Annotated in this window: 19 protein-coding genes and 2 pseudogenes; 5 read left to right on the forward strand and 16 right to left on the reverse strand. The window is 40.1% G+C overall.

All coding sequences use genetic code 11. From position 1 onward, the window contains the following. Positions 1-165 precede the first annotated feature (165 nt). The 5 genes and pseudogenes from MSVAZ_RS07010 to MSVAZ_RS07030 form a co-directional block, all read right to left on the reverse strand. The gene (locus MSVAZ_RS07010) at positions 166-1,416 is read right to left on the reverse strand and encodes an NAD(P)/FAD-dependent oxidoreductase (protein WP_048119696.1); all 1,251 of its coding nucleotides are present in this window, start codon (positions 1,414-1,416) and stop codon (positions 166-168) included. A gap of 357 nt (positions 1,417-1,773) precedes the next feature. Then, positions 1,774-2,634: an alpha/beta fold hydrolase gene (locus MSVAZ_RS07015; RefSeq protein WP_232316244.1), complete on the reverse strand. Its 861-nt coding sequence runs from the start codon at positions 2,632-2,634 to the stop codon at positions 1,774-1,776. Between the two features lie 518 nt (positions 2,635-3,152). After that, positions 3,153-3,782, reverse strand: a complete 630-nt coding sequence (locus MSVAZ_RS07020; RefSeq protein ID WP_048119700.1) for a CatA-like O-acetyltransferase — start codon at positions 3,780-3,782, stop codon at positions 3,153-3,155. Between the two features lie 137 nt (positions 3,783-3,919). Then, positions 3,920-4,144, reverse strand: a pseudogene (locus MSVAZ_RS19360) (zinc ribbon domain-containing protein); the annotation flags it as partial. An 856-nt stretch (positions 4,145-5,000) separates the two neighbouring features. Then, the gene (locus MSVAZ_RS07030) at positions 5,001-6,170 is read right to left on the reverse strand and encodes a DEAD/DEAH box helicase (RefSeq protein ID WP_052728035.1); all 1,170 of its coding nucleotides are present in this window, start codon (positions 6,168-6,170) and stop codon (positions 5,001-5,003) included. 424 nt (positions 6,171-6,594) lie between these two features. On the opposite strand from MSVAZ_RS07030, the gene MSVAZ_RS21130 reads away from it, so the two are divergent. The 3 genes from MSVAZ_RS21130 (at position 6,595) to MSVAZ_RS07045 (ending at position 9,085) form a co-directional block, all read left to right on the forward strand. Further along, the gene (locus MSVAZ_RS21130) at positions 6,595-6,939 is read left to right on the forward strand and encodes a VOC family protein (protein ID WP_232316245.1); all 345 of its coding nucleotides are present in this window, start codon (positions 6,595-6,597) and stop codon (positions 6,937-6,939) included. A gap of 467 nt (positions 6,940-7,406) precedes the next feature. Further along, positions 7,407-8,207, forward strand: coding sequence for an EFR1 family ferrodoxin (locus tag MSVAZ_RS07040; RefSeq protein WP_048119706.1), 801 nt, complete (start codon positions 7,407-7,409; stop codon positions 8,205-8,207). 152 nt (positions 8,208-8,359) lie between these two features. Then, a complete protein-coding gene (locus tag MSVAZ_RS07045) occupies positions 8,360-9,085 on the forward strand; it encodes a TetR/AcrR family transcriptional regulator (RefSeq protein ID WP_048119708.1) in 726 nt (241 codons plus the stop codon). A 267-nt stretch (positions 9,086-9,352) separates the two neighbouring features. On the opposite strand, the gene MSVAZ_RS07050 is transcribed toward MSVAZ_RS07045, so the two are convergent. The 5 genes and pseudogenes from MSVAZ_RS07050 to MSVAZ_RS20795 all read right to left on the reverse strand — a co-directional run bounded on the left by MSVAZ_RS07050 (position 9,353) and on the right by MSVAZ_RS20795 (position 17,975). Next, positions 9,353-15,124, reverse strand: a complete 5,772-nt coding sequence (locus MSVAZ_RS07050; protein ID WP_048119713.1) for a tetratricopeptide repeat protein — start codon at positions 15,122-15,124, stop codon at positions 9,353-9,355. Between the two features lie 379 nt (positions 15,125-15,503). Next, positions 15,504-15,632 carry a hypothetical protein gene (locus tag MSVAZ_RS21525; protein ID WP_255351972.1) on the reverse strand — a complete coding sequence of 43 codons (129 nt, stop codon included), beginning with the start codon at positions 15,630-15,632 and terminating at the stop codon, positions 15,504-15,506. A 211-nt stretch (positions 15,633-15,843) separates the two neighbouring features. Beyond that, positions 15,844-16,374, reverse strand: a complete 531-nt coding sequence (locus tag MSVAZ_RS07055) for an O-acetyl-ADP-ribose deacetylase (protein WP_048119716.1) — start codon at positions 16,372-16,374, stop codon at positions 15,844-15,846. A 783-nt stretch (positions 16,375-17,157) separates the two neighbouring features. Next, positions 17,158-17,356, reverse strand: a pseudogene (locus tag MSVAZ_RS20120) (DUF4277 domain-containing protein); the annotation flags it as partial. Positions 17,357-17,477: 121 nt separating this feature from the next. Continuing rightward, positions 17,478-17,975: a FliH/SctL family protein gene (locus MSVAZ_RS20795; protein ID WP_052725372.1), complete on the reverse strand. Its 498-nt coding sequence runs from the start codon at positions 17,973-17,975 to the stop codon at positions 17,478-17,480. A gap of 706 nt (positions 17,976-18,681) precedes the next feature. Here MSVAZ_RS20795 and MSVAZ_RS07065 point away from each other — a divergent pair. Then, positions 18,682-19,368: a DUF169 domain-containing protein gene (locus MSVAZ_RS07065; RefSeq protein WP_048119718.1), complete on the forward strand. Its 687-nt coding sequence runs from the start codon at positions 18,682-18,684 to the stop codon at positions 19,366-19,368. A 483-nt stretch (positions 19,369-19,851) separates the two neighbouring features. Continuing rightward, complete coding sequence (locus MSVAZ_RS07070) at positions 19,852-20,244, forward strand: hypothetical protein (protein ID WP_156150985.1); 393 nt, start codon at positions 19,852-19,854, stop codon at positions 20,242-20,244. A 343-nt stretch (positions 20,245-20,587) separates the two neighbouring features. Here MSVAZ_RS07070 and MSVAZ_RS07075 read toward each other — a convergent pair whose 3' ends face one another. The 6 genes from MSVAZ_RS07075 to MSVAZ_RS21790 form a co-directional block, all read right to left on the reverse strand. Further along, a complete protein-coding gene (locus tag MSVAZ_RS07075) occupies positions 20,588-21,214 on the reverse strand; it encodes a LysE family translocator (protein WP_048119722.1) in 627 nt (208 codons plus the stop codon). Positions 21,215-21,442: 228 nt separating this feature from the next. Continuing rightward, entirely contained in the window at positions 21,443-22,195 is a 753-nt protein-coding gene (locus tag MSVAZ_RS07080; protein ID WP_048119724.1) for an ABC transporter permease, read from the reverse strand. Beyond that, a complete protein-coding gene (locus tag MSVAZ_RS07085; protein WP_048119726.1) occupies positions 22,192-22,992 on the reverse strand; it encodes an ABC transporter ATP-binding protein in 801 nt (266 codons plus the stop codon). Before MSVAZ_RS07085 ends, MSVAZ_RS07080 begins: the two co-directional genes overlap by 4 nt. A 210-nt stretch (positions 22,993-23,202) precedes the next feature. Then, positions 23,203-23,940, reverse strand: a complete 738-nt coding sequence (locus MSVAZ_RS07090; RefSeq protein WP_048119728.1) for a M48 family metallopeptidase — start codon at positions 23,938-23,940, stop codon at positions 23,203-23,205. A gap of 492 nt (positions 23,941-24,432) precedes the next feature. After that, a complete protein-coding gene (locus MSVAZ_RS21680; protein ID WP_084626217.1) occupies positions 24,433-24,561 on the reverse strand; it encodes a hypothetical protein in 129 nt (42 codons plus the stop codon). A gap of 51 nt (positions 24,562-24,612) precedes the next feature. Next, entirely contained in the window at positions 24,613-24,702 is a 90-nt protein-coding gene (locus tag MSVAZ_RS21790; protein ID WP_084626218.1) for a DUF1622 domain-containing protein, read from the reverse strand. Between the last annotated feature and the right edge of the window lie 118 nt (positions 24,703-24,820).

The raw sequence follows: 24,820 nt of genomic DNA on the forward strand, positions 1-24,820 counted from the left end.
ATCCCCCCTTTAAAATAATGGGCTCCCGAAAGTTAAATACCTGCTGGAAATTGGCCCTCTGAACACCGTGATCATTAAAAAGTAGCATGGGCCTCAAACCCGTTCTATCCTTTCAACTGAAGCAGTAAAAATAAAAAAGCCTCAATTTTAAGAGGCTGCAAGATATCAAAAGAGTGTCTTTATGAATGTTCCAAAAGCTTTCATAAGTCTGAAGGAATTTCCTGAAAGCATGAGCTTCCTTATAAGGATAGAAGGATTGTCCATGTCTCCGTATTCGGTAATTGTGTCGAGAATCGAAGGGGTGTTTAGCGAACCTATAAGTTCATTGAACTGCCTGTCTTCCAGCTTTCCGATGTAGTCATGAATTTTCATGCCTATTTCAAGCTCTCTTCCAAGACCCTTCCGCCAGAGCTGGTCGTATTCGGAAAGCCGCTTTGCCGAGGTATCTCCTTCAAGGGCAGCCTGTGCAGCAACCTTTCCAGCGATCTTTGCCGCAAAGGCTCCTGTGTAAATACCACCTCCAGAGGTCGGTTTTGTCTGCCCTGCCGCATCGCCGACCAGCAGAATTCCATCCGCTACTGTTTTTTCCGGAGGGCCTATGGGGATTCCCCCTACTACAAAATCAAGCATGCCTCCTGAGTATCTTGCTTTTACATGAGGGTTAAAGTGCAGGAATTTCTCAAGATAAGAAAGAGGAGAACAGTCTTTCTGACCACTTTTCCAGGCAAGTCCGGGTTCAAGAGCAAGCGCAATTCTTGAAATTTTTTCATTAACGGGTACAGTCCAGGCAAAAAAGCCGGGAGCAGAAGAGCCAGGAAAAAGTTCAACAAAGTCGCTGTCATCCGAGGCATAAGGAGCTTCGATCTGGATACCCGGAAGTACGCGGGCAGGTTTTTCCATCCCTGCATAGCTGGCTATCCGGCTTTTTACGCCGTCAGCTCCTATCACGACGGATGCAAATACTGTTTCAGGTTTGCCGTTTTTCAGTACCCTGAGTTTTACCTGAGAATCTTGCTGTTCCCCCGTCTCGTTTTCCGGGTTCGGTTTTTCGAGTCCCACAGCCCTTGTCCTGAGAGATAGTTCAACACCTTCTTCCACAGCCCTTACTGCAAGGGCGCGGTCAAAGTTTTTCCGTGAGACCACATACGCTTTGGTCTGCTTTCCATCGATTGGCAGGCACTGCCCATCCGGAGCATATACGAAGGCTCCACGCACGGAATTGAACACAAACTCGTCCGAAGGCTTGAGCTCGCACTCTGCAACCGCTCTGGTACTCAAAAGTCCGGTACAGCTTACAGGAGACCCTATGAAAGCATGCTCTTCAATCATGAGGACCTTTGCCCCATTCAGGGCTGCATAGCGAGCTGCAGTAGATCCCACAGGCCCGGCTCCAACCACAACAACATCATATTTCATACTGTGTTAACCTCGAGAATAAGCCCTTACAGTAGCAGGGAGCTGAATATACTCATAATTCATAACTACATTAAAATTATAATAGTTTTATATAAATTGTATAATTTTGAATACCGCGACGCTGAATACAGTGATACTGAATACAGTGATACTGAATACAGTGATACTGAATACAATGACATTATTCTATATATGTGAGCTCTATATTATGAGGACGATTTATTATCTAATAGTGCATCGATTATTAATTAATTCCTGATAAAAATTTGAATTTTATGGAGAAAACAGAAGCATAAAATCCATTTATACATTGTAATATATATGCTTCTGTCGAATAAATGTTCAATCCCGTGCGGTTTAATAGGGGGATTCATTTAGAAGTTCTTTCACAAGCACCCTCGTACCGTTCATTTGAGATAACATTCCATGCCCTCCAGTATCATATAAGACCAGTTGCGATTGGTTTATTTTACTGTGAGCATTTTCTGCATGTTTGTAACTTACCAGCGCATCATCTTTAGCGTGGATAATTAATGTTGGTGCACGAAGATTATCTGTAGGTACGGTATAAAATTCAATCATCTTTTCATCGTTTACAGTGCCTTTATACCTTTGAGACATCGGATGCATTATATCTAGCATTTCCTGTGCCAATTCTTTCTGTTCAGGACTAAATGTTTCGTATACCTGTGATGGGATTCCCATCATGTCCAGAATTGTAGATTGAAGAAATCTTGTGAAGAGCCAGTATGCATAATCAGATTGCTGGATAGTGTGAATAATGCCAACATAAAAAGGATCCTGGTCACCTGGTGCCGGACCCATACTTACAGCAGAAATCAATATCAATGCTGAGCATCTGTTAGGATAGTCGTTTGCAAACTGAGTGGCTGACGGACCTCCAGCTGATACACCAACAACAATTATTTTATCTATGCTTAGATTGTCCAGAAGAGTTTCATACGCAGCAGCTTGCGATTTAATCGAAGCATTATCCGGAATGGGTGATCGAAGATAGCCATATCGTGAAACCGAGACGAATTTATAACCGTTCCCGAAAAATACTTTGCCCGCCCAGAGTCCCTGATCATAGCCGCCTCCTGCGCCATGTATCAATAAGATAGGCGTCCCTTTTCCCTCTACAGTATACTCAATATCCCCATATTCTGTTTTCAAAATAGTACTATTCGCAAGCAATTGCTTTTGTGCTTCTGTCATTGTATCGTGGTAATCCGGATAAGTTAGAGCAATTAGTATAGCAGTTGAACAAATTAAACATGCCAGTATAATAAGTAAAATATTCCTGCTTTTTTTCTTTACTTCTTTCAAGAATACCACTTCTAATTTGTAGTCACTATACCCCGGACTCTAGCCCAAACATGTTTGCAACCCTAAATTTCTCAATTATGAATTGTTCATCAATTTATTCTCAACAGCATTCAAACCATTTAATAGAAAATTGTCTATACAATATCCCATAACTCGCACTCTAATTAATCATTCCGACTTTCTATACAAAACTCAAAAATGTAAGTTTTGATTGAAAATTTTCGTACGACATTATCTGGTTGGCATGAAAAAGAAGAAGTTCTTTAAAATTTCCTTCGTGTGTCCAGAGAAATGGTTTTTATGGAAATTATAATACACGGGTTCTATCGTAAAACCTATACATTCTGAATACATAACTTTCAGAAAAGCAAAAATTACTGAACTACTGATCCTCCCATGCTTATAATCTACACTTCATCCAGGTATCTCTGCAGCTTATCCGCAAGTTTGCCAATATGAATACCATCAACAAATGCATGGTGGACCTGGACTGCAAACGGCATCATAAGTTTACCTTCCCTTTCCTGATATTTTCCCCAATCAAATATGGGTTGAGCTTTTTCCCTGTTTCCGAAATCCGTGTGTGAAATATGCGTAAACGTTATCCACGGCAAGGCTGAGAATTGATATACATCGTTTTCTACAGGTCCTGTAAAACTTTCTTTTTGATTTTCTGCCGTTACGGTTGCCAATTCTACAAACTTTTCAATCGTATCCTGCATGGGAACATATACTACCTTAAATAACTCTGTTTCTTTATCCAGATATGTAAATGAGGTATCAATGGATTCATATAACACAACTTCACCATCAAAAAAACGATACCGAAACTCCTCGATTTCATTTGCGCATTTCGTAACAGCAAATATAAACGCCATCGTAAATGACCAGTTATTTTCTTTAACTCTCTTTTTAAAATTCGTCACATCAAGTTCAAAACTTACACAATATTGAGGCTGAACTGCATTCCTGTATATTTGACAATATTCTTTTCTTTTCCATGTTTCAAAATCTATTGTCTGGTATCTGTTTCCCATGTTTATGCCTTCGTTAAATACAATCTCCTATCTTCAGGTTTCTTTAATCCTGTATTATCTGACAGTCTCTATATAAATCTTAGAAGAAAATGGCTCCCTCAAGCCAGGTTGACACTATTTGGTGAACTACCCCAACGCTAAAGCTGTGGGGCTTCTTGGTTCATGCCCCTGACTTTTGTCAACGAGTCCCCAAGCCCTTCCTCGCGTTCCGCGAGTGCAAATTTTTTAATATTAATTGCGGCATTAATGTCTCTGTCATGTGTACTTTTACATTCGGGGCATTGCCATTCTCTTATGTTTTCTGTAAGATTGGGATGTTTGTATCCGCAAATATTGCATATTTTTGACGATGGCAACCATTGATTATTTTTGATATTGATAGCATGAACTGAAAGTTAAACCAATAAAATACTTTGTCATTGTCCAAAAAACCGAATACTTTCACTTTCCTGTTGACCTGCATGAATTTTTCTGAAGCCAAAATTCTGGCCGTCCCCGGCTACATGGGTGATATTCGGGGGTCAGACTTCCCGGTGCGGATAATGATTTCATTTTTATTTACTGTACGCAGGCGGGTTCAAGCGGAGCGCGGCACGTGGAAAGAAAGAATGTGAGCTGCAATTTACGGTCATTCAGGAATAATAACAACTAATTAATCGGGGAACGCATGGGATAAAACCTAAAGGAAAAGTGTCTCCACCACCGGCTGGAACCTCAAAACCCTATTTTATAATTCGACGCGACTTTGCGTCAATCGAGTTCTAGGGTCCGGTTTTTGACTTCATGGGAGAGTTGGTTAAATATTAAGTTAATTCCGAAGAGCACGGAAATAAAGTCGTGGTGGAAGTTCTGGCAACAGAGTAAAAGTCTGTATTTTCTATTCACTATAGGTCCCTAAAAAGATGGTAAAAAAGGCATTTAAGGCTTTTAAATTGGAGAAGAATGAATTCAGTTAGTACTGGAGGTAATTATCGGGCAGCCTGTTCAGGTTGGGGTGGCCGCACGCAATTTGATTTTAGCATAAATCTCCCACCCCGCAGTCAACGACCTCTGCCCATTGGTCCGAAGGCATCGGAAGGGTGCATTTTGACATCGTAGTGGCACGAACTGGCCGTCGTTCTTATTCTCGTGCCTGGGTTTTACAGGAGCAGTCCATTGCTCCTGCCGATGCCAATCGATCAATGGTTAGTTATAATGCAATGCACAGACGAACGGTGTCTAACAGTTTTTGTGCCTGGGTTTATGACCTTTTCTGGAGGGATTGTTCATCCTATTTACCGGCTTTGGCAATCTTATTTCCGGTCTTTCAATTACAATCTTCTTCAGAGCAGGTAGTGCCTGTTCCTTAATATCCACATCATTGTCTTTCAGCACACTCATGAAATTAGCATGGTCATTTTTGGAAAGGATATTTATCGCTTTTCCTTCTGCTCCTGCTCGTGCAGTTCTTCCAATCCTGTGAATATACTGTTTACTCTCCCTGGGAATATCATAATTGTAAACATGGGAAACACCCCGTATATCAAGCCCTCTTCCGGCTACATCTGTGCATACAAGGACACATATGTTCCCGGAATGGAATTTTTCCATTATGCGAGTTCGTTCGTTCTGTGTCAAACCGCCATGAATTGCTACGGCATTGATACTTGATTTTCTCAGGTTTTTTGCGACTTTTTCAGTGTTTCTTTTTGTGTTGCAGAAAACCATCCCGAGGTTTGACTTCTCATTTTGCAGAAGGTACACGAGCAGAGATAATTTCATGTCATCTTGTACTTTATAAACGACCTGATTCAATTTTTGCGGGTCGATATAAGACTCTACTGAAACTCGAACCGGGTTTTCCATGTACTTGCGGGAAAGCCGGACAATATCTTTTGTAATGGTCGCAGAGAACAAAAGGGTCTGCCTGTTTTGAGGACATTCCTTGATAATTTTTTCTACATCCACTTTGAATCCCATATCAAACATATGGTCTGCCTCATCAAGGACAAGGGTTTTCATATTATTGAGTTTGATGGTATTTCTGCTGATATGATCGAGTAGCCTACCGGGTGTTCCCACAACAACCTCGGCATTCTTTAATTCTTTAATTTGTGGATTGATCCCTACACCGCCATAGATAGATGCGATATTTAACGGGTCGTATTTTGAGAATTTCCTGAAAGAATTTGCCACCTGCTCCGCCAGTTCTCTTGTAGGGGTCAGGATCAAAGCCTGAATTCCTTTTCCTTTTTCGGAATTTTGTAATATGCCGGAAGCAAATGCGAGTGTTTTTCCGGAACCTGTTGCGGCTCCGGCTATAACATCTTCCCCAGCAAGTATTAGGGGAATTGATTTTTCCTGTACTGCTGTAGGGCTTTCAAAGCCATGTTCATCTATTGATTTCAAAACAGCGTTATTGAGACCTAGTTTTTTAAAATTATTCATAGTTAGACTTTCCGTGATTTTTCTGAAAAAGCTACTTAATTGCTTTTTCATATTCATATATTTAAGACATATTAAAAACAATTAAGAGCTATAAGCACAACTTTAGAAAAGTTAAGATTAATTTACTGCTTAAAAGTTAGTAATCGCTTATAACGGTGAACTCTCCCTTTATACTTTTGCCTATTTTGATGATGTGATTACCCAGCATTCATTGTTCTTCCAAAGGTTCCTTTTGTAATAGTGTGCCGCTTCATGCAAGAGTCGTTTCCGGTTTGTTTGCGCGCCACCACATCCAATATACCGCATAACACTGCAAGGCTCACTCATCTATCATTAGATAATGAGCTGATCCCAAAACCCAAAAACTACTTTTTTGAATCTTGTTTTGAAAGGAACAATCGAACTACTGATTAGGAAAATAGTTTTGGGTACCTCCCAATATGGGAGTAAAAATGGCTTTTGGGATAGAATCGTTGATAAAAAATTACCAAATTCAACATTAATAAATAATGATAAACAGTATTCATATGGTGATAATATGAAAGTTAAATACGCTACCATCATAGTTGAGGATATGGATGAGTCAATTAAATTTTACACAGAAGTTATGGGACTTGAAATAGATAGCCAACACAATCCCCAACCTGGAGCAACAATCACATTATTGAAAGGGGAAGGGGATGCTATGATAGAGCTCATAAAAAATACAGAGAATGAAACTGGCCTGTAACTCAAATCTAAAGGTGCCAGAATCACCATGGAACCCATACCAATAACAGTTGGGACCCTTGCCTTCTTAGAAGACCCAAATGGAGTCAAAATAGCGCTAATTCAACACCACTAATCTTTTTTCAATTCATTGCGGTTCTTATTTGCTTCCTGGATAAACCGAGAGTATCACCTATAAGCTTTGCATCTTCTTCTGGAGTCCAGCCTGCAGCCTGTTTGCAGGAACTTTCCTACGCACTCAAGAAATCAGACTCTAAGCTGGAGGGCAAGCAGAAAGAAAAAGAAAACCTCTCTACGAGCCTTAATTTCTTATTCATCCCATAAAAAGTTTTATTCTTCGTCAGGCATCTGATATTTCCCCTTGAAAATATTTTTAAACTAACTAGTAGTTATTTACTAACCAATGGTTATTTAATCACCTATGGTCATAGTATAACTTAGAGTTACACAATTGATGGAGTAAATGAAATGAAAATAGAATCTGTGAAATTAGTTTATTTTTCACCTACCGGAACAACAAAAGCGGTTGTTCAGGGCATTGCGCATGGTATCAATCCAGGCGCCATAGAACTAATTGATATTACCAGACCGGATGCAAGAAAACAACCACTACTGGCCTTGGAAAATGAATTGCTTGTTATTGGAGTTCCAGTCTATATGGGGAGAGTGCCGGCATTATTAAATGAATGGCTGAATGCAATTCAAGCTCATAATACACCGACGGTTTGTGTTGTGGTTTATGGCAATCGAGCATATGATGATGCACTACTCGAACTAAAAAATATTATAATGAAATGTGGGTGTATTCCCATTGCCTGTGCAGCATATCTCGGGGAACACTCATTCTCAAATTTTGAGACACCAATAGCACAGGGACGTCCTGATAAAGATGATTTACATCATGCAGAGGTATTCGGACAGAAAATACGTGAAAAGCTGCAATCTGTTTCATCAATTTCTCAGGTTTCTGATGTGAATGTGCCTGGCAATTATCCTTATGGAGGAGTTACAAAATTATGGATTGTTGATTTTATCGCGGTCAGTGACGAGTGTTCACAGTGCGGAATCTGTGCAGAGGTATGTCCTGTTGGTGCTGTTGATGCAGAAAATTCCCGTTTGATTGATATAGAAAAATGCATTACCTGCTGTGCGTGTATCAAAAGCTGCCCGCAAAATGCCAGATCAATGAAACCCGGGCTTGTGAAAGACGCATCTGTGCGCCTCCATACGCTCTATAGCCAGCGAAAGGAGCCTGAATGTTTTATCTAATGAACATATCCCAATTGGTTAGAAGCACAAAACTAGAATAATTACATTCATTCCTTAAATCATATAATTAAATCATATGATGAACAGTTATAATATATATATATAAATCTATATATATAAATATATAAATTTGGATCAGGTGGAGTGGAACTATGGGAATCGCCGATAGAAGGCAACGAGAAAAGGAACAGCGAAAAACAGAGATTATCGATGCAGCCGAGCGTCTCTTTTTTTCTCGAAGTTATGAAGATGTTTCTATGGAAGATATCGCCCGCGAGGTAGAACTGAATAAGGCTACCATTTATCTATATTTTAAAAATAAGGAGACACTTTTCGCAACCATTGTACTCCGCGGTATCCAGATTCTTAAAGAAAAATACATGGGATGCATGGAGAAACAGGTGCCGGGCATTGTCAAGGTATCCCTGATGGGCCAGGCCTATTACCAGTATGCACAGGAATACCCTGATTATCTTCGAATGATTCATTTTTATGGTTCTGAGCGTTTTTCCAAAGAAAACCCGTGTACCGCAGAGATTGGAAAAGGATACGGTACCTGCCGTTTGCTCCTGAGGGATGCGATCCAGGAGGGTATCGATGACGGTACAATTCGTGCGGATCTCGATCCATTTCTTACCTCAATGTACCTTATGATCTCCTTCATGGGCATCCTGTCAATGGAAAATAAATGGAAACTGGTGATCGAGGCAGAGGGTTTCAGCTATGAGCAGTTTGCCAGTGAGTTTTTCCGGTTTATCGCTCCTGCCATCTCTTCCGGTGAGAAATCCCACAAAATGGATGTCAAAGATTTCGCGTCGTTTGGATTTTTTTTAACCGAGCCCGTGGTACCTGAAAAGAAAAAGAGAAATGAATCTTAAATCCTGGATTCGGCAGGTCGACATTTCATTTTTGGTAATTTTTGTTGATGGCGATTTTAAAATGAGGAACCCTTATTGTGTGCAGTTGTGGTTTACATATGATCCAAACATAATCTCTCATACTAAACTTTGAAAAATGATTCAGTGTTTATATGTGTTGTGGGAGTTTAGCCACACGTTAACCGGTTTTAAATCTAATGTGTATTATAAGAAAAAGAAGTAGGTAAAAGCCCTCTTCTACCTTTTCCAGAACCTCTCCCAAAAACCTTAGTAGAGATCTTCACCGGAATCCTCTTTGTTTTCAATGCATTTTAAGGCTTCAATTTTCCTTTTCGCATCTGCCATTTCGGGATAGAGACGAAGGATTTCACTGAAGGTGTTTATGGCTTCGGTATACCTTCCCAGTTTTCCAAGGATAACTCCCCTGTAATTCATAGCCTGCACATCGTGAGGTTTTATCCTGAGCAGCCTGTCAAAGGTTCTAAGGGCATCTTCGTACTCTTCCATTTTTGCAAGAGAAATCCCTAGATATTTCAGGGACTGCTCGTGCCAGGGATTAATGGCAAGAGCTTCACCAAAGGCCCGGCAGGCAGTTTCATACAGTTTCTGTTTGAAACAGACGACTCCTACACTATAAATTACCTTAATATTTTCAGGGTCTTTTTCCAGAGCAAGGTCAAAGGCTTTCAGGGCTTCTCTGTACATTTCAAGCTTACAGAAAGCGATTCCTTTGTAGTTCAGGACGTCGATATTTTCAGGGGAAATGTCAAGGATGCGGTCAAAATATCCAATTGATTCCTGGGGCCGGTTAAGCTTGATAAGAGTTGTGGCTGCGTTATACAGAGCTTCTTCATTCTTCGGATTGAAAAGAGCGGCTTTTTCAAAGGCTTTCAGGGCCGCTTCCGGACTTTCGAGTTCCATCAGGCAGAGCCCAAGGTAGTTCAGGCTTTCAGGGTCTTCGGGCGAGGATTCCAGCAGAATTCCAAAGGCCTCGGAGGCAGCTTCGTACTCACCCAGGTTGAAAAGTACAAGCCCGCTATAATAGAGTGCTTCCCTATGCGCCGGGTCATGCTGCAGAATTATGTCAAAAGCTTCAAGGGCTTTTTCATACTCCTGAAGCTCCATTCTAGCAATTCCGAGCCTGTAACAGGCTTCAACAGAGTCCGGGAAATCAGGGGCAGACAGGAGCACCTTTTCGAGGTCCTGAGCTGCTTCCTCAAAGTGCTGTAGTTTGAAACTGGCCACTGATCGGCTGTAAAGAGCATTTACGTTGTCAGGTTTCAGGGTTAGAGCAGAACTGAAAGCCTGATCCGCTTCCTCATACATATTCAATCTTAGAAGGGAAAGCCCAAGCTGCTCCCAGGCAGCTTCCAGGGTTGGATCGATTTCCACGGCTTTTTCAAAAGCTTCAACGGCTTGTCCATCCTGATCAAGCCCCCTTAGAGCAAGCCCTGCTACATACCAGAGGTCGGCAGCATCAGGTTTTACTTCGAGGATTTTTTCAAAAATGTCAAGAGCAGCTTCATAGTCTCCCAGTTTGATCTGTGAGAGCCCCATTTTCGTCCAAGCATCTTCGGTTTCAGTGTCATTTAGTTTATCTTCTAATCTGAATTTCTCATTTAACCCGGGGCTTTCGGTCTGATTTTCTCTCTGAGTTTCATCCAGACTTAATTCGTCAATTTCTTCAGGAATTTCCGTCTGATCTTCCAGAATTGCCTGTTCGAAGGACTCCAGGGCTTCAGCATAGTACTCATGAGAAAATAGAATGATCCCTCTTCTGTACCAGGCTTTTTCAAAGCCAGGATAAAAGGATAAAAGTTCTGAAAATATCTCAAGGGCTTCCTCAGGCCTGCCGAGCTCCTGAAACACAACTCCTTTGCCGTAAAGGGCTTCTTTTGAAGCCGATTCGCCTGCTGTAAGTTTTCTAAGCGGCAGGAGGGCTTCTTCATACCTTCCAAGCTCTATAAGGGAGAAGGCAAACTTTTCAAGGAGTTCGTCAAAAGCCTCTGTGTTCTCAAAAGCCGGGAATTCTCCTGCGTTTTCCTCATAGTTTTCTTCTTCAAACTCTCCAGTGTCTTTAGTATTAAAGTTCTCAGTTACAAGTTCGAGAAGAGCATAAACTGTAGAAACCACTTCTTCTGTTTTTCCAAGTTCAAAAAGGGCCAGGGCTTTTCTGTACAGAATTTCGAGATCCTGTGCCCCGGAATTAAGGATAGCATTAAAGACTTCCACGGCTTTTTCATATTCTCTGTTTTCGAAGTAGGCGATTCCTGCGTAATAAGAAATTTCGGGTTGCTGGCAGCCGAGGGCAAGAGCGTTTTCAAAGGAGCTGACAGCTTCTTCAAAGTTTCCCAGCCTGAAAAAGGCAATACCCCTGTAGTAATGCAGATCTTCCTTTTTCTGGCAATATTCCAGTGCCGTCTTAAACGCTTCAACGGCCTCCGGATATTCCTCAAGCTCGAAGTGAGTATAGGCTTTTTGCTCAAGGGCATAAGTACAGTCAGGCTTCAATTTAAGGACAGAGTCAAACATAGTCGAAGCCCTCTTTACTTCTCCAAGGGCTTTTAAAGCAACTCCTTTTCTGAAAAGGACAGTTTTTCGCTCTGGATTAATCTCCAGAACCTGATCAAAGAGTCCAATGGCTTCTTCATAAAACCCCTGCTTGAAGCAGGCCGTGCTCAGGTGTGCAAGAGCTTCAGTATTGAATGGATTTCTTTTGAAGACTTCCCTGAAACCTGAAGCCGATTCTTCATATCTCCCCGACCGCAGTAAAGCGAGGCTTCTCATGTAAAGGGTCTCAAGGTTTTCAGGATCTATTTTCAGGGAGGCTTCAAAAACCCTTACAGCTTCCTCAAAGTCTCCAAGCTCGAAACAGGAAAGCCCCAACTGGTAACAGGTATCCTGATAAGCAGGGTCAAGCTCAAGGACTTTTTCAAAGTCTTTTGCCGCTTCCTCATGCTGCTTCAGTTTTGAATGGGATATTCCTTTCAAATACCAGGCCTCTACAAACAGGGGGTTATTTTTGGTAAGCCTTGAAAAAACCTCAAGCGCTTTTTCGTAAGCTTCCAGCTTGATAAGCACAAGCCCTTTCCAGTAGAACGAAGAGTACTTTTCTTTATAATTATTTTGTTTCGGATTATTTTGTTCAGAGTTATTTCGTTCAGATGAGTTTTTTTCAGGGCAGTATACAAAAGAGCCTTTATCTGAGTCCTCACTTATTTCTTCAAATAGAGAAAGGGCTTTAGCGTACTCCCCGGATTCGAAACTGGCTAATCCTAACTCAAACTTTACTTCTTTGTTGCCAGGGTCAAGTTCCAGTATTCTGGAAAGGGTTTTAACTCCGGATTCGTACTTCCTTAACTGCAGGAAACAAATAGCTTTTTTATGGAGTGCGGAAAGGTTCTCCGGATTTCTTTCAAGTACAGCTTCAAGAGCCCCCAGGGCAGCTTTGTATTGTTCGGTTTCAAACAGACAGAGAGCTCTATACTCAAGGGCTTCTTTCATTTCAGGATTAAGGCGAATTGCAGACTCAAAGGCACATGCTGCTTCCTCTAACATGTTTATCCTATACAGGCTAAGGCCTCTGTAGTACCAGAGAATATCAGAATCCGGCTTTTCTTCGAGAGCGCTCTCAAAGGTTTCCAGGGCAGGGATGTACCTTTCAAGCTGCATTTGCGCAAGTCCTTTGTAAGTGCGTGCGTTCTCATAATTCGGATTCTTGTCTTTGTAATCCGGATTCTTGTCTTTGTAATCCGGATTCTTGTCTTTGTAATCCGGATTCTTGTCTTTGTAATCAGGACTCTTTATCTCGTCACATGCCGGTTTATCTATATCATCACTATCGAGATTTTTTAGCTCCTCATAATCAGAGTTATCTATCTCTTTATAACTTAGATTTTTTACAATTACTTCATCAAAAGCTCTTATAGCCTCTTCAAAGCGTTCAAGTTTTAGCAGGGCAATTCCTTTTCTATACCAGGCTTCCCTTGAGTCCGGATTTTCACTAAGCATCTGATCAAAAGCCTGAAGCGCAGTCTCATAATTTCCGATTTCCATTGCAAATTTTCCTTTCCTACACTGGATTTCCGGGTCTTTGGGATCTTTAGCAGCGAGTTTTTCAAAGGTTTCCAGGGCTTCTTCCTGCTTTCCGAGCTTCGCCTGGGCAGTCGCAAGGCTGTATAAAAGTTCGGGATAATCGGGATTAAGGGACAGGATTTTTTCAAAGCATTCCAGAGCAGTTTCTGTTTTTCCGAGTTTTAGCAGGGCTGTTCCCCTATTGTAAATTGAATCCAGGTCTTCAGGACTTGTTTTAAGAACTTCGGCAAATGCTTCGCTAGCTTTTTCATATTCATCGGCAGCCAGCAAAATCAGTCCTCTATTTCTCCAGGCATCTTCAAAATCAGGCCTGAGACTCACGGATTTTTCAAAAGCTTCAAGAGCTTCTTCTGTCCTTCCAAGCTTTCCGAGCACTATTCCTTTATTATTCCAGCCTTTCTCAAGATACGGGTTTAAGCGCAGACCCTCTTCAAAGGATTGAAGGGCTTCTTCATAGCGGTCCATGGAATAAAGAGCAAAACCTTTATTCATCCAGCATGCGTCGTTATCGGGTTTGAGTTCCGCAACTTTCTCAAGAGCTTTCAGGGCAGGCTCGAATTTTCCGTTGTCAAGGAGAATTAATCCTTGCTGCAGCCAGAGCCCATAGTTTTCGGGTTCTTTTTCAAGGCTCTGTGCAAGAGAGTCAAGAGCCTCTTCGATACGGCCTAACTTGATCAGCATAGTACCCCTGAGCTTTTGGGCCTTAATAAATTCTTGATTTTGTTTAAGCATGGAATCAAAGGCTTTGAGAGCTTCTTCATACTTTCCTTCTCTGGCAAGCAAACGTCCCTGCTGGTACAGGGCATCACCATATGCAGGGTCCAGTTCGGTAGTTCTGGATAAAGATTTTGCAGCCTCTCCAAAGCGCTGCAGTTTCACGAGAGCAAGAGCCCTGTTGTACCAGATTTCTTTAGTTTCCGGATAAATTTCAAGCACAGAGTCAAAGGCCTCAAGGGCTTCTTCATAGACCTCAAGCTTCATCAGAGCAAGGCATTTGTAATTCCAGGCTTCGAAATAAGTAGGGTCCAGCCTGATGGCTTCTTCAAAAGCTTTTATGGCATCATTGAGCCTGAGCAGCTGGATCAGAGCAATACCTTTCTTGAGCCAGATTTCTTTATTTCCCGGGTTTATTTTTAAAATTTTCGAAAAAGTTTTCTCGGCATCCTCATAGCTGGAAAGTTCGTTTAAAAGTATGCCCTTCTGATAGAGGGCCGTCTCACTGACAGGAAATTTCCTTAAAAATGCGTCAACACATTCCAGAGCTTCTTTGTTCTTCCCCAGCTTTATCAACGAAAAATATTTTTGTTTCCAGGAATCTTTATGCCTGGGGTTTTCTCGAATTAGGGAATCAAAGCATTCCAGCGCTTTTTCATACTTCTCAAGCTGTACAAGAACCAGGCCTTTTGAGTAGCAAGCGTCTGCGTTTTTTGGGTTGATCTTAAGTGCGTGCTCAAAGCACTCCAGAGCTTCTTCGTAGTTTCCGGCTTTTCCAGTTACGGTGCCCTGGGCATACCAGGCGCTTTTGCATTCCGGCTCAAGCTCAAGTGCTTTCTCAAAACAAAGAATCGAAGCCTCATTTTTTTCCATTTCGGCAAACGCCAGTCCTTTATGGTACCAGATTTTTGGATTTTCAGGATTTATTTCAAGTGCGTTGTCATAGGTTTCGAGAGCTGCTTCAAACTTTCCAAGGGTGGCCAGTGCGATTCCTTTTTTGTATCGGGCATCGAAATTTTCGGGCTCGAAGTGCAGTACCTGGTCAAAGGAGTCGAGGGCTTCTTCTGGTTTTTTGATTTTCAGTAGTGCGAGTCCTCTGTTAAATAGAGCTCCTGTGTGACCTGGATCTTTGTCTACAATCTTGTTGAAAACATTAATCGATTTTTCGTATTTTTTCTGTTTAATCAGGCCAAGTCCTCTTTGAAAAGCTTCATCGTGATTGATAACCAACTCCTCCGATCCTTTTTTCTAATTCTGTCCCTACACTTCCTACTTTTATTCATGCACTCTTCAAATTCTGTTCCTGCACTTTTCTGATTATGTTCCTGGAAGCTCAAATATCTGAAACTTGAATACTAGTCTTTTTTATCAGACCTTTATAATATTTTGCTCTGTTTTCTCCGACTTATCAGTTTTTGCGAGCTTTTGCCTCTCACTTGCCAATTTAAAATCTTTTTCAAAATGTTAACGATTTACCAGCGTTAACCGTTAAATTTAGGAGAAGCGAATGGTCAATCCCCGCAACTTTTGTTGTGGGATACAGCCTTCATCTGTACCAACTTTTGCGATCTTACAAGCTATTTGTTCTTACACGTTCTGTACTCACTTGTCAAGTTTTGTCTTGGAAGCTGCAAATGCTACAAGAGCCGCTTGTAGCGTCGGTTGAAATTCCATAGATGCCTGCGACTGAAGCCGCGGGAGCTGTCACCACTACATCCAGCCCGAAGTCTGTTGTCATTAAATTTTTGTTTAGAATTTAATTTCCTAACATTGTATATAAACGATCCTCAATAATTGAGCGTGGGAGACTAATTTTCAGCCTATTTTTTAAGTGTCTTTTTAAAGATATCCTTCTGATTTTGCAGGCAACCGTATTATAAATATACTGTTAATAAACATACTTATAATCTCTAAAATAATACCTAAAGTTAATTTGCCTAAAATTTAAATTAAACTTCAAAGACTCCTGAAAATGCTTCCTGAAGATTTCTGCATGTTTCTTTATTGAAACAAACAAGAAAAACCTTTTCAGGCAATCCATTTCCCTGAAGGAATTTAGCTATTTCGGAAACTGCAATTCCTGCAGCTCTCTCTGAAGGAAAGTTATACGCTCCTGTACTTATAGCTGGAAAGGCAATGGTTTTTATAGTATACTCTCTTGCAAGTTCAAGGCTTTTTCTGTAGCAGGAAGCCAGCAAGCTATCCTCTCCTTTTTGTCCCCCCTGCCATACCGGCCCAACAGTGTGTATTATCCATTTTGCAGGCAGAAAATATCCCTTTGTAATTTTTGCTTCTCCTGTAGCACAACCTTTTAATCCCTTACATTCTTCCAGCAGTTCTTGCCCTGCAGCTCTATGGATAGCGCCATCGACTCCTCCGCCCCCAAGAAGAGTTGAATTTGCGGCATTTACAACTGCATCTACTTCCAGTTTTACGATATCTCCCTGAATTACTGTTATCCTGTCTGAAATGCGTACCATAATCTGCCCTTCTGCTTCTGTTTATATCTTGTCCGATGTTTTCCACTAGCGTCAAGTCGATCATCAAGGATTCAATGGTTCTGAATTATTGCAATTGATTTTATAGGCTATTTGTCATTCCCTATGGTAAGCTGATTTTCAATTCGAAACCGCATTGGTTTTTATGAGAATATTATGAGGATATCCACAAAAAACAACGAAGAGCCATTTTAACATTTTGCGGTTGACCAGACACTGGATTATTTGTATTGTCTACAGCTTTCTGTTTCAACTATCTTTGGGCAATTTCTGGCTTTACTTTGAGAGCATCGTAAAAGTCAAGAACTACCAAATTTATATTATTAAGTCATACAATTTATTTCTTTTTTCTGTCACAAATCAAATATTTAGGCTCTTCGCTATTCCGTATGAATAAGATGCTTTTCAACTCAAGACCGCATTGGTTTTTATGAAGACATTACGAAGATATCCACAAAAAACAACGAGGAGCCATAATAACAGGCTGTCTCAAAACTCGAATCATTTCTACAATTGAGTGATTTATATTATTGACTTTAAATGTAAGTCGGAAATTATTCTGGAATTCAGGTACATACTTGCTTTAAAATCTAATTTTTTAACCTTTTTGTAGAATCAAATGTTATTTTGAGACCGCCTGCTATAGAAATAGTCCTGAAATAAATAGTCCTGAATAAATAGTCCTGAATAAATAGTCCTGAATAAATAGTCCTGAATAAATAGTCCTGAATAAATAGTCCTGAATAAATAGTCCTGAATAAATAGTCCTGAAATAATCAGGAAAAAGGTACAGACGTTGCTCTATGAAACCAGGGTCATTGAGTACCATAATAGGGATGCAGATGAAGTAAGGAACCTTGTGATCTCGTTCTTGGAGTTTCTCATCGATCAATTTGTCAACTTCAAGCTCATGGAAAACTCCGGCAATGAGACCAGGGTGACCTCAAAAGCTTGTACGTTTTATTGAGGATTCAACTCTTCTATTATTGTTTTTCTATTATTGTTTTTATCTGCCATGGAAGGTCAAGAAAACAGATATGAAAATTAATTATATTAACTTATATGTTTACCTGCCGAAGCTGGGTTCAAGTATTCAAACCTGCTTTATAGCCTCTTGGGAAGCAGTCACTATAACCTCTTTCATAGCCTCTGGCATAATCGCTTTTCCTGGCTTCTTTCTTTATAAATGCACTGTAGGGCTTCCTGCTGTCGGCTTTACCTTCTCTAAATCCGTCTTTATAGCCGTCTCTGCAGCCTTCTTTGTAGCCTCTATCATATTCTTTTTGATTTCCACCTGCCGATCCAGCTCTCAGGCCTGCTTTATAGCCTTTTGGGAAGCAGTCGCTATAACCTCTTTCGTAACCTTTATCATAGTCGCTTTTCCTGGCTTCTTTCTTTATAAATGCACTGTAGGGTCTCTTGCTATCGGTTTTGCCTTCTTTAAAACCGTCTTTATAGCCGTCTCTGCAGCCGTCTTTGTAGCCTCTGTTATATTCTTGCTGGTTTGCGCTTACCGCCGCAACTGTCACTGATACTATAAAACAGACTACCAGCAAAATAGCCACTGTCTTTTTTATACCCATTTATTCACTCCTCAAATCTGTTTCAACTTTACCAATTGCCAACAAAGTCAATAGGACTTCAACAAAGTCAATAGGACTATTACGCACTTGAGGAACAAAATCAATTACAGCAAAGACTGCGAATTAAAGTTATGTTTTAGGTAGTTGACTGTCTGATGCTGTTGGTTCTTCAGTCAGTTGCATAAGTCCTAGTCAATTTCAAACATATGCAACATAACAGTCATTATTCATAGAATATAATATTAATAGAAATATAAATAAGAAATAAATATAAATCATCGCATCGAAAGAACAAGGTTGTACATAGGCACAAAAACTTAACTTTAAACAGTATGTCCGAATCACCGCTTATGATTTCCGTCAATGTCTCGAATTTGCTGTAAATTTGAAATCAAATTTTTGTGTAGATGATGGTAACCTTCTGATATGGAGTTTTCTACAATATAACTTTTTTGAGATTGTAATTCTACAGAAAAAGAACATGACACTTTTTGAATAACATGCACAACCAATGAAAGTGCTTGCAGATGGCAGTATTTTCATGCTAAGAAGGAGGTTTGAAACAGGCTTTTCAGGAGCACAGAGTGTATGTTCTGACGGCGTTTTGCAGGTTCATAACTGAAAAATTAAGAAACTTAAAATAAATTACGGTTCTAAGGTTATAAAAACTTTAAAATTAAAGTTAAAAATATGGATGTGTTAAAATATGGATGTTAAAGAAGTAAATCGCCATGGACAGGAACTGATCAAACATCTGAAAATCAGAACGTCTCCTGTAGCAGTAAAGCTGATTTCGAAAGGGTCAGAAATTCCGGAAAGTATCAAGAAAGCAGAAGAGTGTATGACTCACTGTCAATTTATGGATAAAGTTAGAAGAACCCGAGAAGAGTTCTACACTTTAAATGAAAATCAAATGTGTAAAGTTGGAGCTGGTGCAATGGGACTTGGCTCAGTTCCTGAAGATCTGGTCACTGGGGAGCTTTATTACAAAGAATTCGAGCTATTCAGCACACTGGGCGCCTCAAGACGTACTATTGATATGATCCCAGTCCTTCCGCCTAATTCAACAGAAGCTATTCTGTATTCTCCTCTGGAAGAGACCTCATTTATTCCGGATGTCATTATGGTTGTCGGTAATCCTAAACAGATGATGTTACTTACACAGGCAGCAATGTACGGAATAGGAGGAAGGCTTGAAACTAGCTTTTCAGGAGCACAGAGTGTATGTTCTGACGGTGTTGTGCAGGTTTATAAAGAAGGAACAGTAGGCGTTACACTTGGTTGCACTGGAAGCCGGGCTTACGCCACGCTTACAGATGATGAAATGATTATGGGAATCCCTATTGAGCTTCTTGCTAATGTGGTTTCGGGCCTCAAGCAAGTATGCCCTTAACTGAAACCTTATCTGAAATTACCAGTTTTACTGGTAGTCCTGGTCATGCATGTAGTGTTTTTAATACAGCAGATTTATTCTCTTCAAATTATATGGGTAAAGGCGTCGGACCGTATAATGAAGGCTATATTGTTAATATTGCCGAGGGTGGTATATGTAAATCCCAGTACTTGTTTAATAGCGGGGGGGATATAACTTACCAATGAAGGTTGTTGAGTCTTATAAAGTGTATTGAGACTAAAATTCAGGTTTGAGACTAAAATTCAGGTTTCAAACTAAAATTCAGGTTTGAGACTAAAATTCAGGTCACATTCTCACAGTAAATTCACAAATCGTCTACTGACTAATTATCTTCAAGTTTTAGGGGTTATGAATGAGTATACATCCCAGACCGCCACATGTTCAAATTTATTTATATTTATTTACATTTATTCAAACCGTTTCTATAATTATATAATCAATGTTGTCTATTCATACGACCTGATGAAACGAACAACAAATTTCTTTATATTAGTATTATTGGTTTTGACGTTATGTACTGCTACTGCAGGCGCTTCAGCTAATGCTGCTTGTAATGTAAAAATTGTCAAGTTCACAGTAAACAATCCAACTGGAATAGCACCAGCTAAAGTAGGGTTTACAACTTATACGTCAGGCACTGTTAAAAGTGTTCAATACCAGGTATTGGATAAAAATGGAAAAGTAGTTGCATCCTGCAGATCTTACTGTACACACTGCACGGTAAAGCATATCTGCAATTGTTCACTTATTATAAAAAAGCCTGGTACCTATGACGCAAAAGTAACTGTATATGGTGCTGGAAATTGTCACGTACAGCAGATTAAAAAGTCAGCCATTAAAATAAAAGCTGCATGAAAATAACTGTAAAGCAATAAAGGTAAAGTAATAAAGGTAAATTAATAAAAGGGATAACTCCCTTTTTACTTTTTATTTTAACACTGGCAGATCTGCCTTCTTGCATACTTTTGTTTCCAGTAGCAAGAACAGGTTTAATGCCTTTCTTACTCTAACTTCTCCTGCCTAATTTTCGGTGTTTTCAGTCTTTTCTATTCTTCCCTTCCCCGGCAGCCTCTTTAGTTTGTCTTTCTTTGTCTTTCTTTCTCTTCAATCCCTTTTATAACACGGTCCGTTCTTCTTGTTTTACTTTTTCGTATCCCGTTTTTAATGTCACATTCTTTTCCGTCTGTGAACAGAACAATCATATAATATTTAGTGAGCTCAAACCCATTTTAATAAAAGTCAATCCGAAGATAATCTGTGCAATCCCCATAGCACGGATAATAGAAAAGTAGTGTTTACTGTTTATAAAGGACTTTGACTTTTCTACAATTAATGTGATGGCTACCTTTGACCCGACAAGAAAGATATAAAACCCTAATATAAACAGAATCGTGGCTGAAACCTGAGTGTTCAGGCTCTTATAAATTATCGGCCCACCTATGGAAAACCAGAAGACATATGGATGTGGGTTTCCAAAATTCACAATAACTCCTTTTTTAAGGGCATCCTCTTTTTCTACATTTAATTCAAAGCTGTCTTTTTTGATTTTCAGTAATTCGATTCCTGAATATATTAGATATGAAGCCCCAAAAAACGCAATGATTCCGATAATAAAATCATAACTTTTCAGATGCGACAGCACATACAATACGGATAAAACGATTGGCAGGTCCGTAATCAGAGGCGACACTGCAACCTTTATTCCTTCCCACTTGCCATACTGTAGAGTTTCAGAAATGGTTACAGCAAGCAATGGGCCTGGAGATGTTCCTGCAGCAAGGCCGAGAAATGACCCCAGGGCTAAAAATTCAATAATATCTAGCACCTTTATGCCTCATTTTTTAATATGTCAATCCAGGGAACCTGCCTTAAATCTTGAGTAACCGTGAATTCCCAACTCAGTTAGTCAGATTCCTGATTTAAATCTATAATAATTTTAAGGTATATAATAGTACGACACTGGTGTAGAATAATCATCAGTGACCTATATAATACCTCAATTTATATTGAACTTTGAACCTTGAATTTGTAGATTTTTAAAAAAAGGAGGCATTTATGCCTCTATTTTTGAAAACAAGAATGCTCCAACCATGCAGACAAGAACCGAGAGCAAACCTATTACTGCCAGGTCATTATAGATTCCAAACACGTTCATTCCGGCAATTGCTCCTCTTAAGCCATCTACCCCATAGGTAAGGGGATCGATCCTGCTTATAAAATAGATCGACGGCGGCAGGTTTTCTAGGGGGAAAAGGGCGCCGGATAGGAAGAAGATAGGCATGATCAGGAAGTTCATAATCAGCTGGAAGCCCTGCATATCTTTCATCTTTGAGGCTATGGCAAGGCCCAGGCCTGTAAAGAAGATAGCTATTAGGGACATGAAGACCAGCCCGACGGCAAGGCTTGCAAGGCCTGGAATTCTGAACCCGAGTAGATAGGTCAGGCTCAACACGATTAGACCCTGGATCATGGCTATAGTTGCGCCTCCAAGAGTTTTTCCGATCATAATTTCTGTCCTTGAGATAGGAGCTACCATAGTCTCTTTCAGAAAGCCGAATTGCCTGTCCCAGATAACCTCAAGCCCCGAAAATACAGCAGTGAACAGGATGGACATTGAGACGATTCCTGGTGCAAGAAAATCCAGGTAGTTTGCCCCTCCGCTTGCTCTCGTATACATCGGGCCGAACCCGAATCCAAATGTTATCAGAAAGAGCAGAGGCTGCCCGAGAGAACCAAGCAACCTCGCTTTTGAGCGCCAGTAGTGTTTTAGCTGCCTGAGCCAGAGGATATAGATTACCTCGATCAATGCCTGACCCTCCTTCTCATACCCCTTATAGCTCGTACTCTGTGTCCAGATTCGTTATCGTCCCTGATATCCCGGCCTGTTAATTTCAGAAAAGCCTCTTCTAAGGAGTCGGTTTCCGTCTGTTTCTTTATTTCTTCAACAGTGCCGGACTCTATAATTTTTCCGTGGTCAATGATTGCAATCTGGTCTGCAATTGCTTCGGCTTCTTCCATGTAATGCGTGGTCAGAAAAATTGTCATTCCTTTTTCTTTGTTCAGGCTCTTGATATGGCTCCAGATAGAATTTCGGGTCTGGGGATCAAGGCCTACTGTAGGCTCGTCAAGGAAAAGGATTTTCGGGTAGTGGACAAGCGCCCGCGCAATCTCAAGCCTGCGCTTCATGCCGCCGGAATAGCTTTTAACATAGTCTTCCCGCCTGTTCCAGAGCCCGACAATTTCCAGGGCTTTTTGGATTCTTTCATCTCTTTCCTTTTTAGGTACCTTATAGATGACTGCATGGTAAACAATATTCTCGTAAGCAGTCAGTTCTTCATCAAGGCTGGAGTCCTGAAAGACTATTCCGAAAGATGCACGGGCGTTATCCTGCTCTTTAAGCGCATTGAAACCGTTAATGCTTATTTTTCCTGATGTGGGCTTCAAAACAGTTGTGAGCATTTTGATAGTTGTGGACTTTCCCGCCCCGTTTGGGCCAAGAAAAGCAAAGATCGAGCCGGTTTCAACGTTGAAACTGATATCTTTTACAGCTGTAAAATCATCAAATTTCTTCGTGAGTGACTGAACTGAGAGTATATTTTGCATGGGTGAACCTGAAATGTTTTTTTAAATAAGGAAAGGCTAATAATAGAATTTCTTCTGTAATATTTCTTCTGTTAAATTTCTTCTGTTGAATTCCTTCTGTTAAATTCCTTTTGTTGAATTCCTTCTGTTAAATTCCTTCTGTTGAATTCCTTCTGTTTTCTTTATGGATAAAATGATTTTCAATTAAAGTTAGTGTTAGTTTTACTGGCTTCAAAGAACATATTTCCAGCCGTCTTTTTTCAGGCTATTTCTGTGTTTTTCATAATCAGGCATGAGTTCTCGAACAAATTTCCAGAACCGTGCCGAATGATTTTTCTCTTTTACGTGGCAGAGTTCGTGCACTACTACATACTCAAGCTGCTTCGGTGGTGCCATTATAAGCTGGAAATTTATCCTCAATACATTCTCTGCAGAACAACTTCCCCAGCGCTTTTTCTGGTATTTTACTTTAAATATTGGAGTATCTACCCCGAGCTTTTTCGAATAAATCTTCAGAAGCTTCTCAACTTCCTCTTCGGCACGTTTGCTATAAAAATTCCAGACGGCTTCTTTCACCAGAAAGGGAAGCTGATCTTCAGAAGTATTCTCAGAAATCTCAACCTTAAGTTCGGAATCCTGGAAAAAAGCCAGAGGTTTTTTAATGTTATTCATGGATGTGATTCTCAGAGGACATTCTCTGCCCAGATAAAGATAAACCTCCCCGTCACAATACTGCTTTTTTTGATCAGGAAGTCTGTTTTCCTCGAACCATTCAAGCTTTTTAAATATCCACCAGGCTTTTCTTTCAACCATTCCTTGAATAGTGTCTGCACTCAGACACTGAGGTGCCCGAAACTCGACTTTCATGTCCGGACGGACTAAAATAGCTGCACTCTTTCGCTTTTTACTGTATACGATCTCATAATTTATAGTCCTGCCACATACATTGATTCTATTGTTTTTTTTCATCCCGGTTTCCTCAGAATAAAAAGAGTTTTCAATTCAATTGTTCTTTTACTGGTATCCTCTTCAAATTCAATGGAGTTTTTCAACTCAAAAAATGTGCAAATATTTTACCATACAGTTATACAGTTTAATCCATCGCTTGAAGTTGTTTTTTAAACTTCGTTATATTTTTAAATATTCATCAAATACATGAAATTTACTTTTACTCATGAAATCCGAAAATAATTATAATCACTTCATTGGTCATCGGTTAAGGAATTTTCTTGCCAAAAAACTATCGATTTTGCATTAGAAACTGGCTTTAAATTTTCGTCTCTTTGTATAAAATAGATACCCTGTTCCAGCCCGCAACTATTAAACTATTTAACAAATATTGTGGAAATGGACGTAGTTTTCACAATCCCTTACTTAACCGAAGAAGCATGAAAATCACTTCAATTCCGACTCTTAAAGCCTGAAGATTGCTTCTTATTTTTCCTGATTTCAATCTACAGGTCAGGCACTTTTTACATTTCGGGTTATATCTTCTATAATGCCCTGAAAATGAGTAACTTCTCCTTCCTCATTACGCTGGATAAAGGTTTTCTCATCAATCCAGCGGACGTCAGCAGTCTTAGTAAGAATCCGATACCGGCGGTTGAATTCCTTTCCCCTTCTTCACAATTTTCCTCAAGTTCAAGTTCCACAAGGAGCAGGTCCTCGGGATGGATTAATTACGGTTTCAAGAACATCGGCTGCAATGAAAAACTCAAGTCCGAAGGCAATTCTGTTTGTAAGCTCTTTTTTATTCGAAGAATTTCATGTGTGTTTTGTGAGAAAGCAACAAAACACACTTTTGTTTGACTCCACCTAATCCACAAAAATTTGATAAATGAATCCTTAT

Origin of the sequence: Methanosarcina vacuolata Z-761 (assembly GCF_000969905.1) — an archaeon.
GTDB classification, from domain to species: Archaea; Halobacteriota; Methanosarcinia; order Methanosarcinales; family Methanosarcinaceae; genus Methanosarcina; species Methanosarcina vacuolata.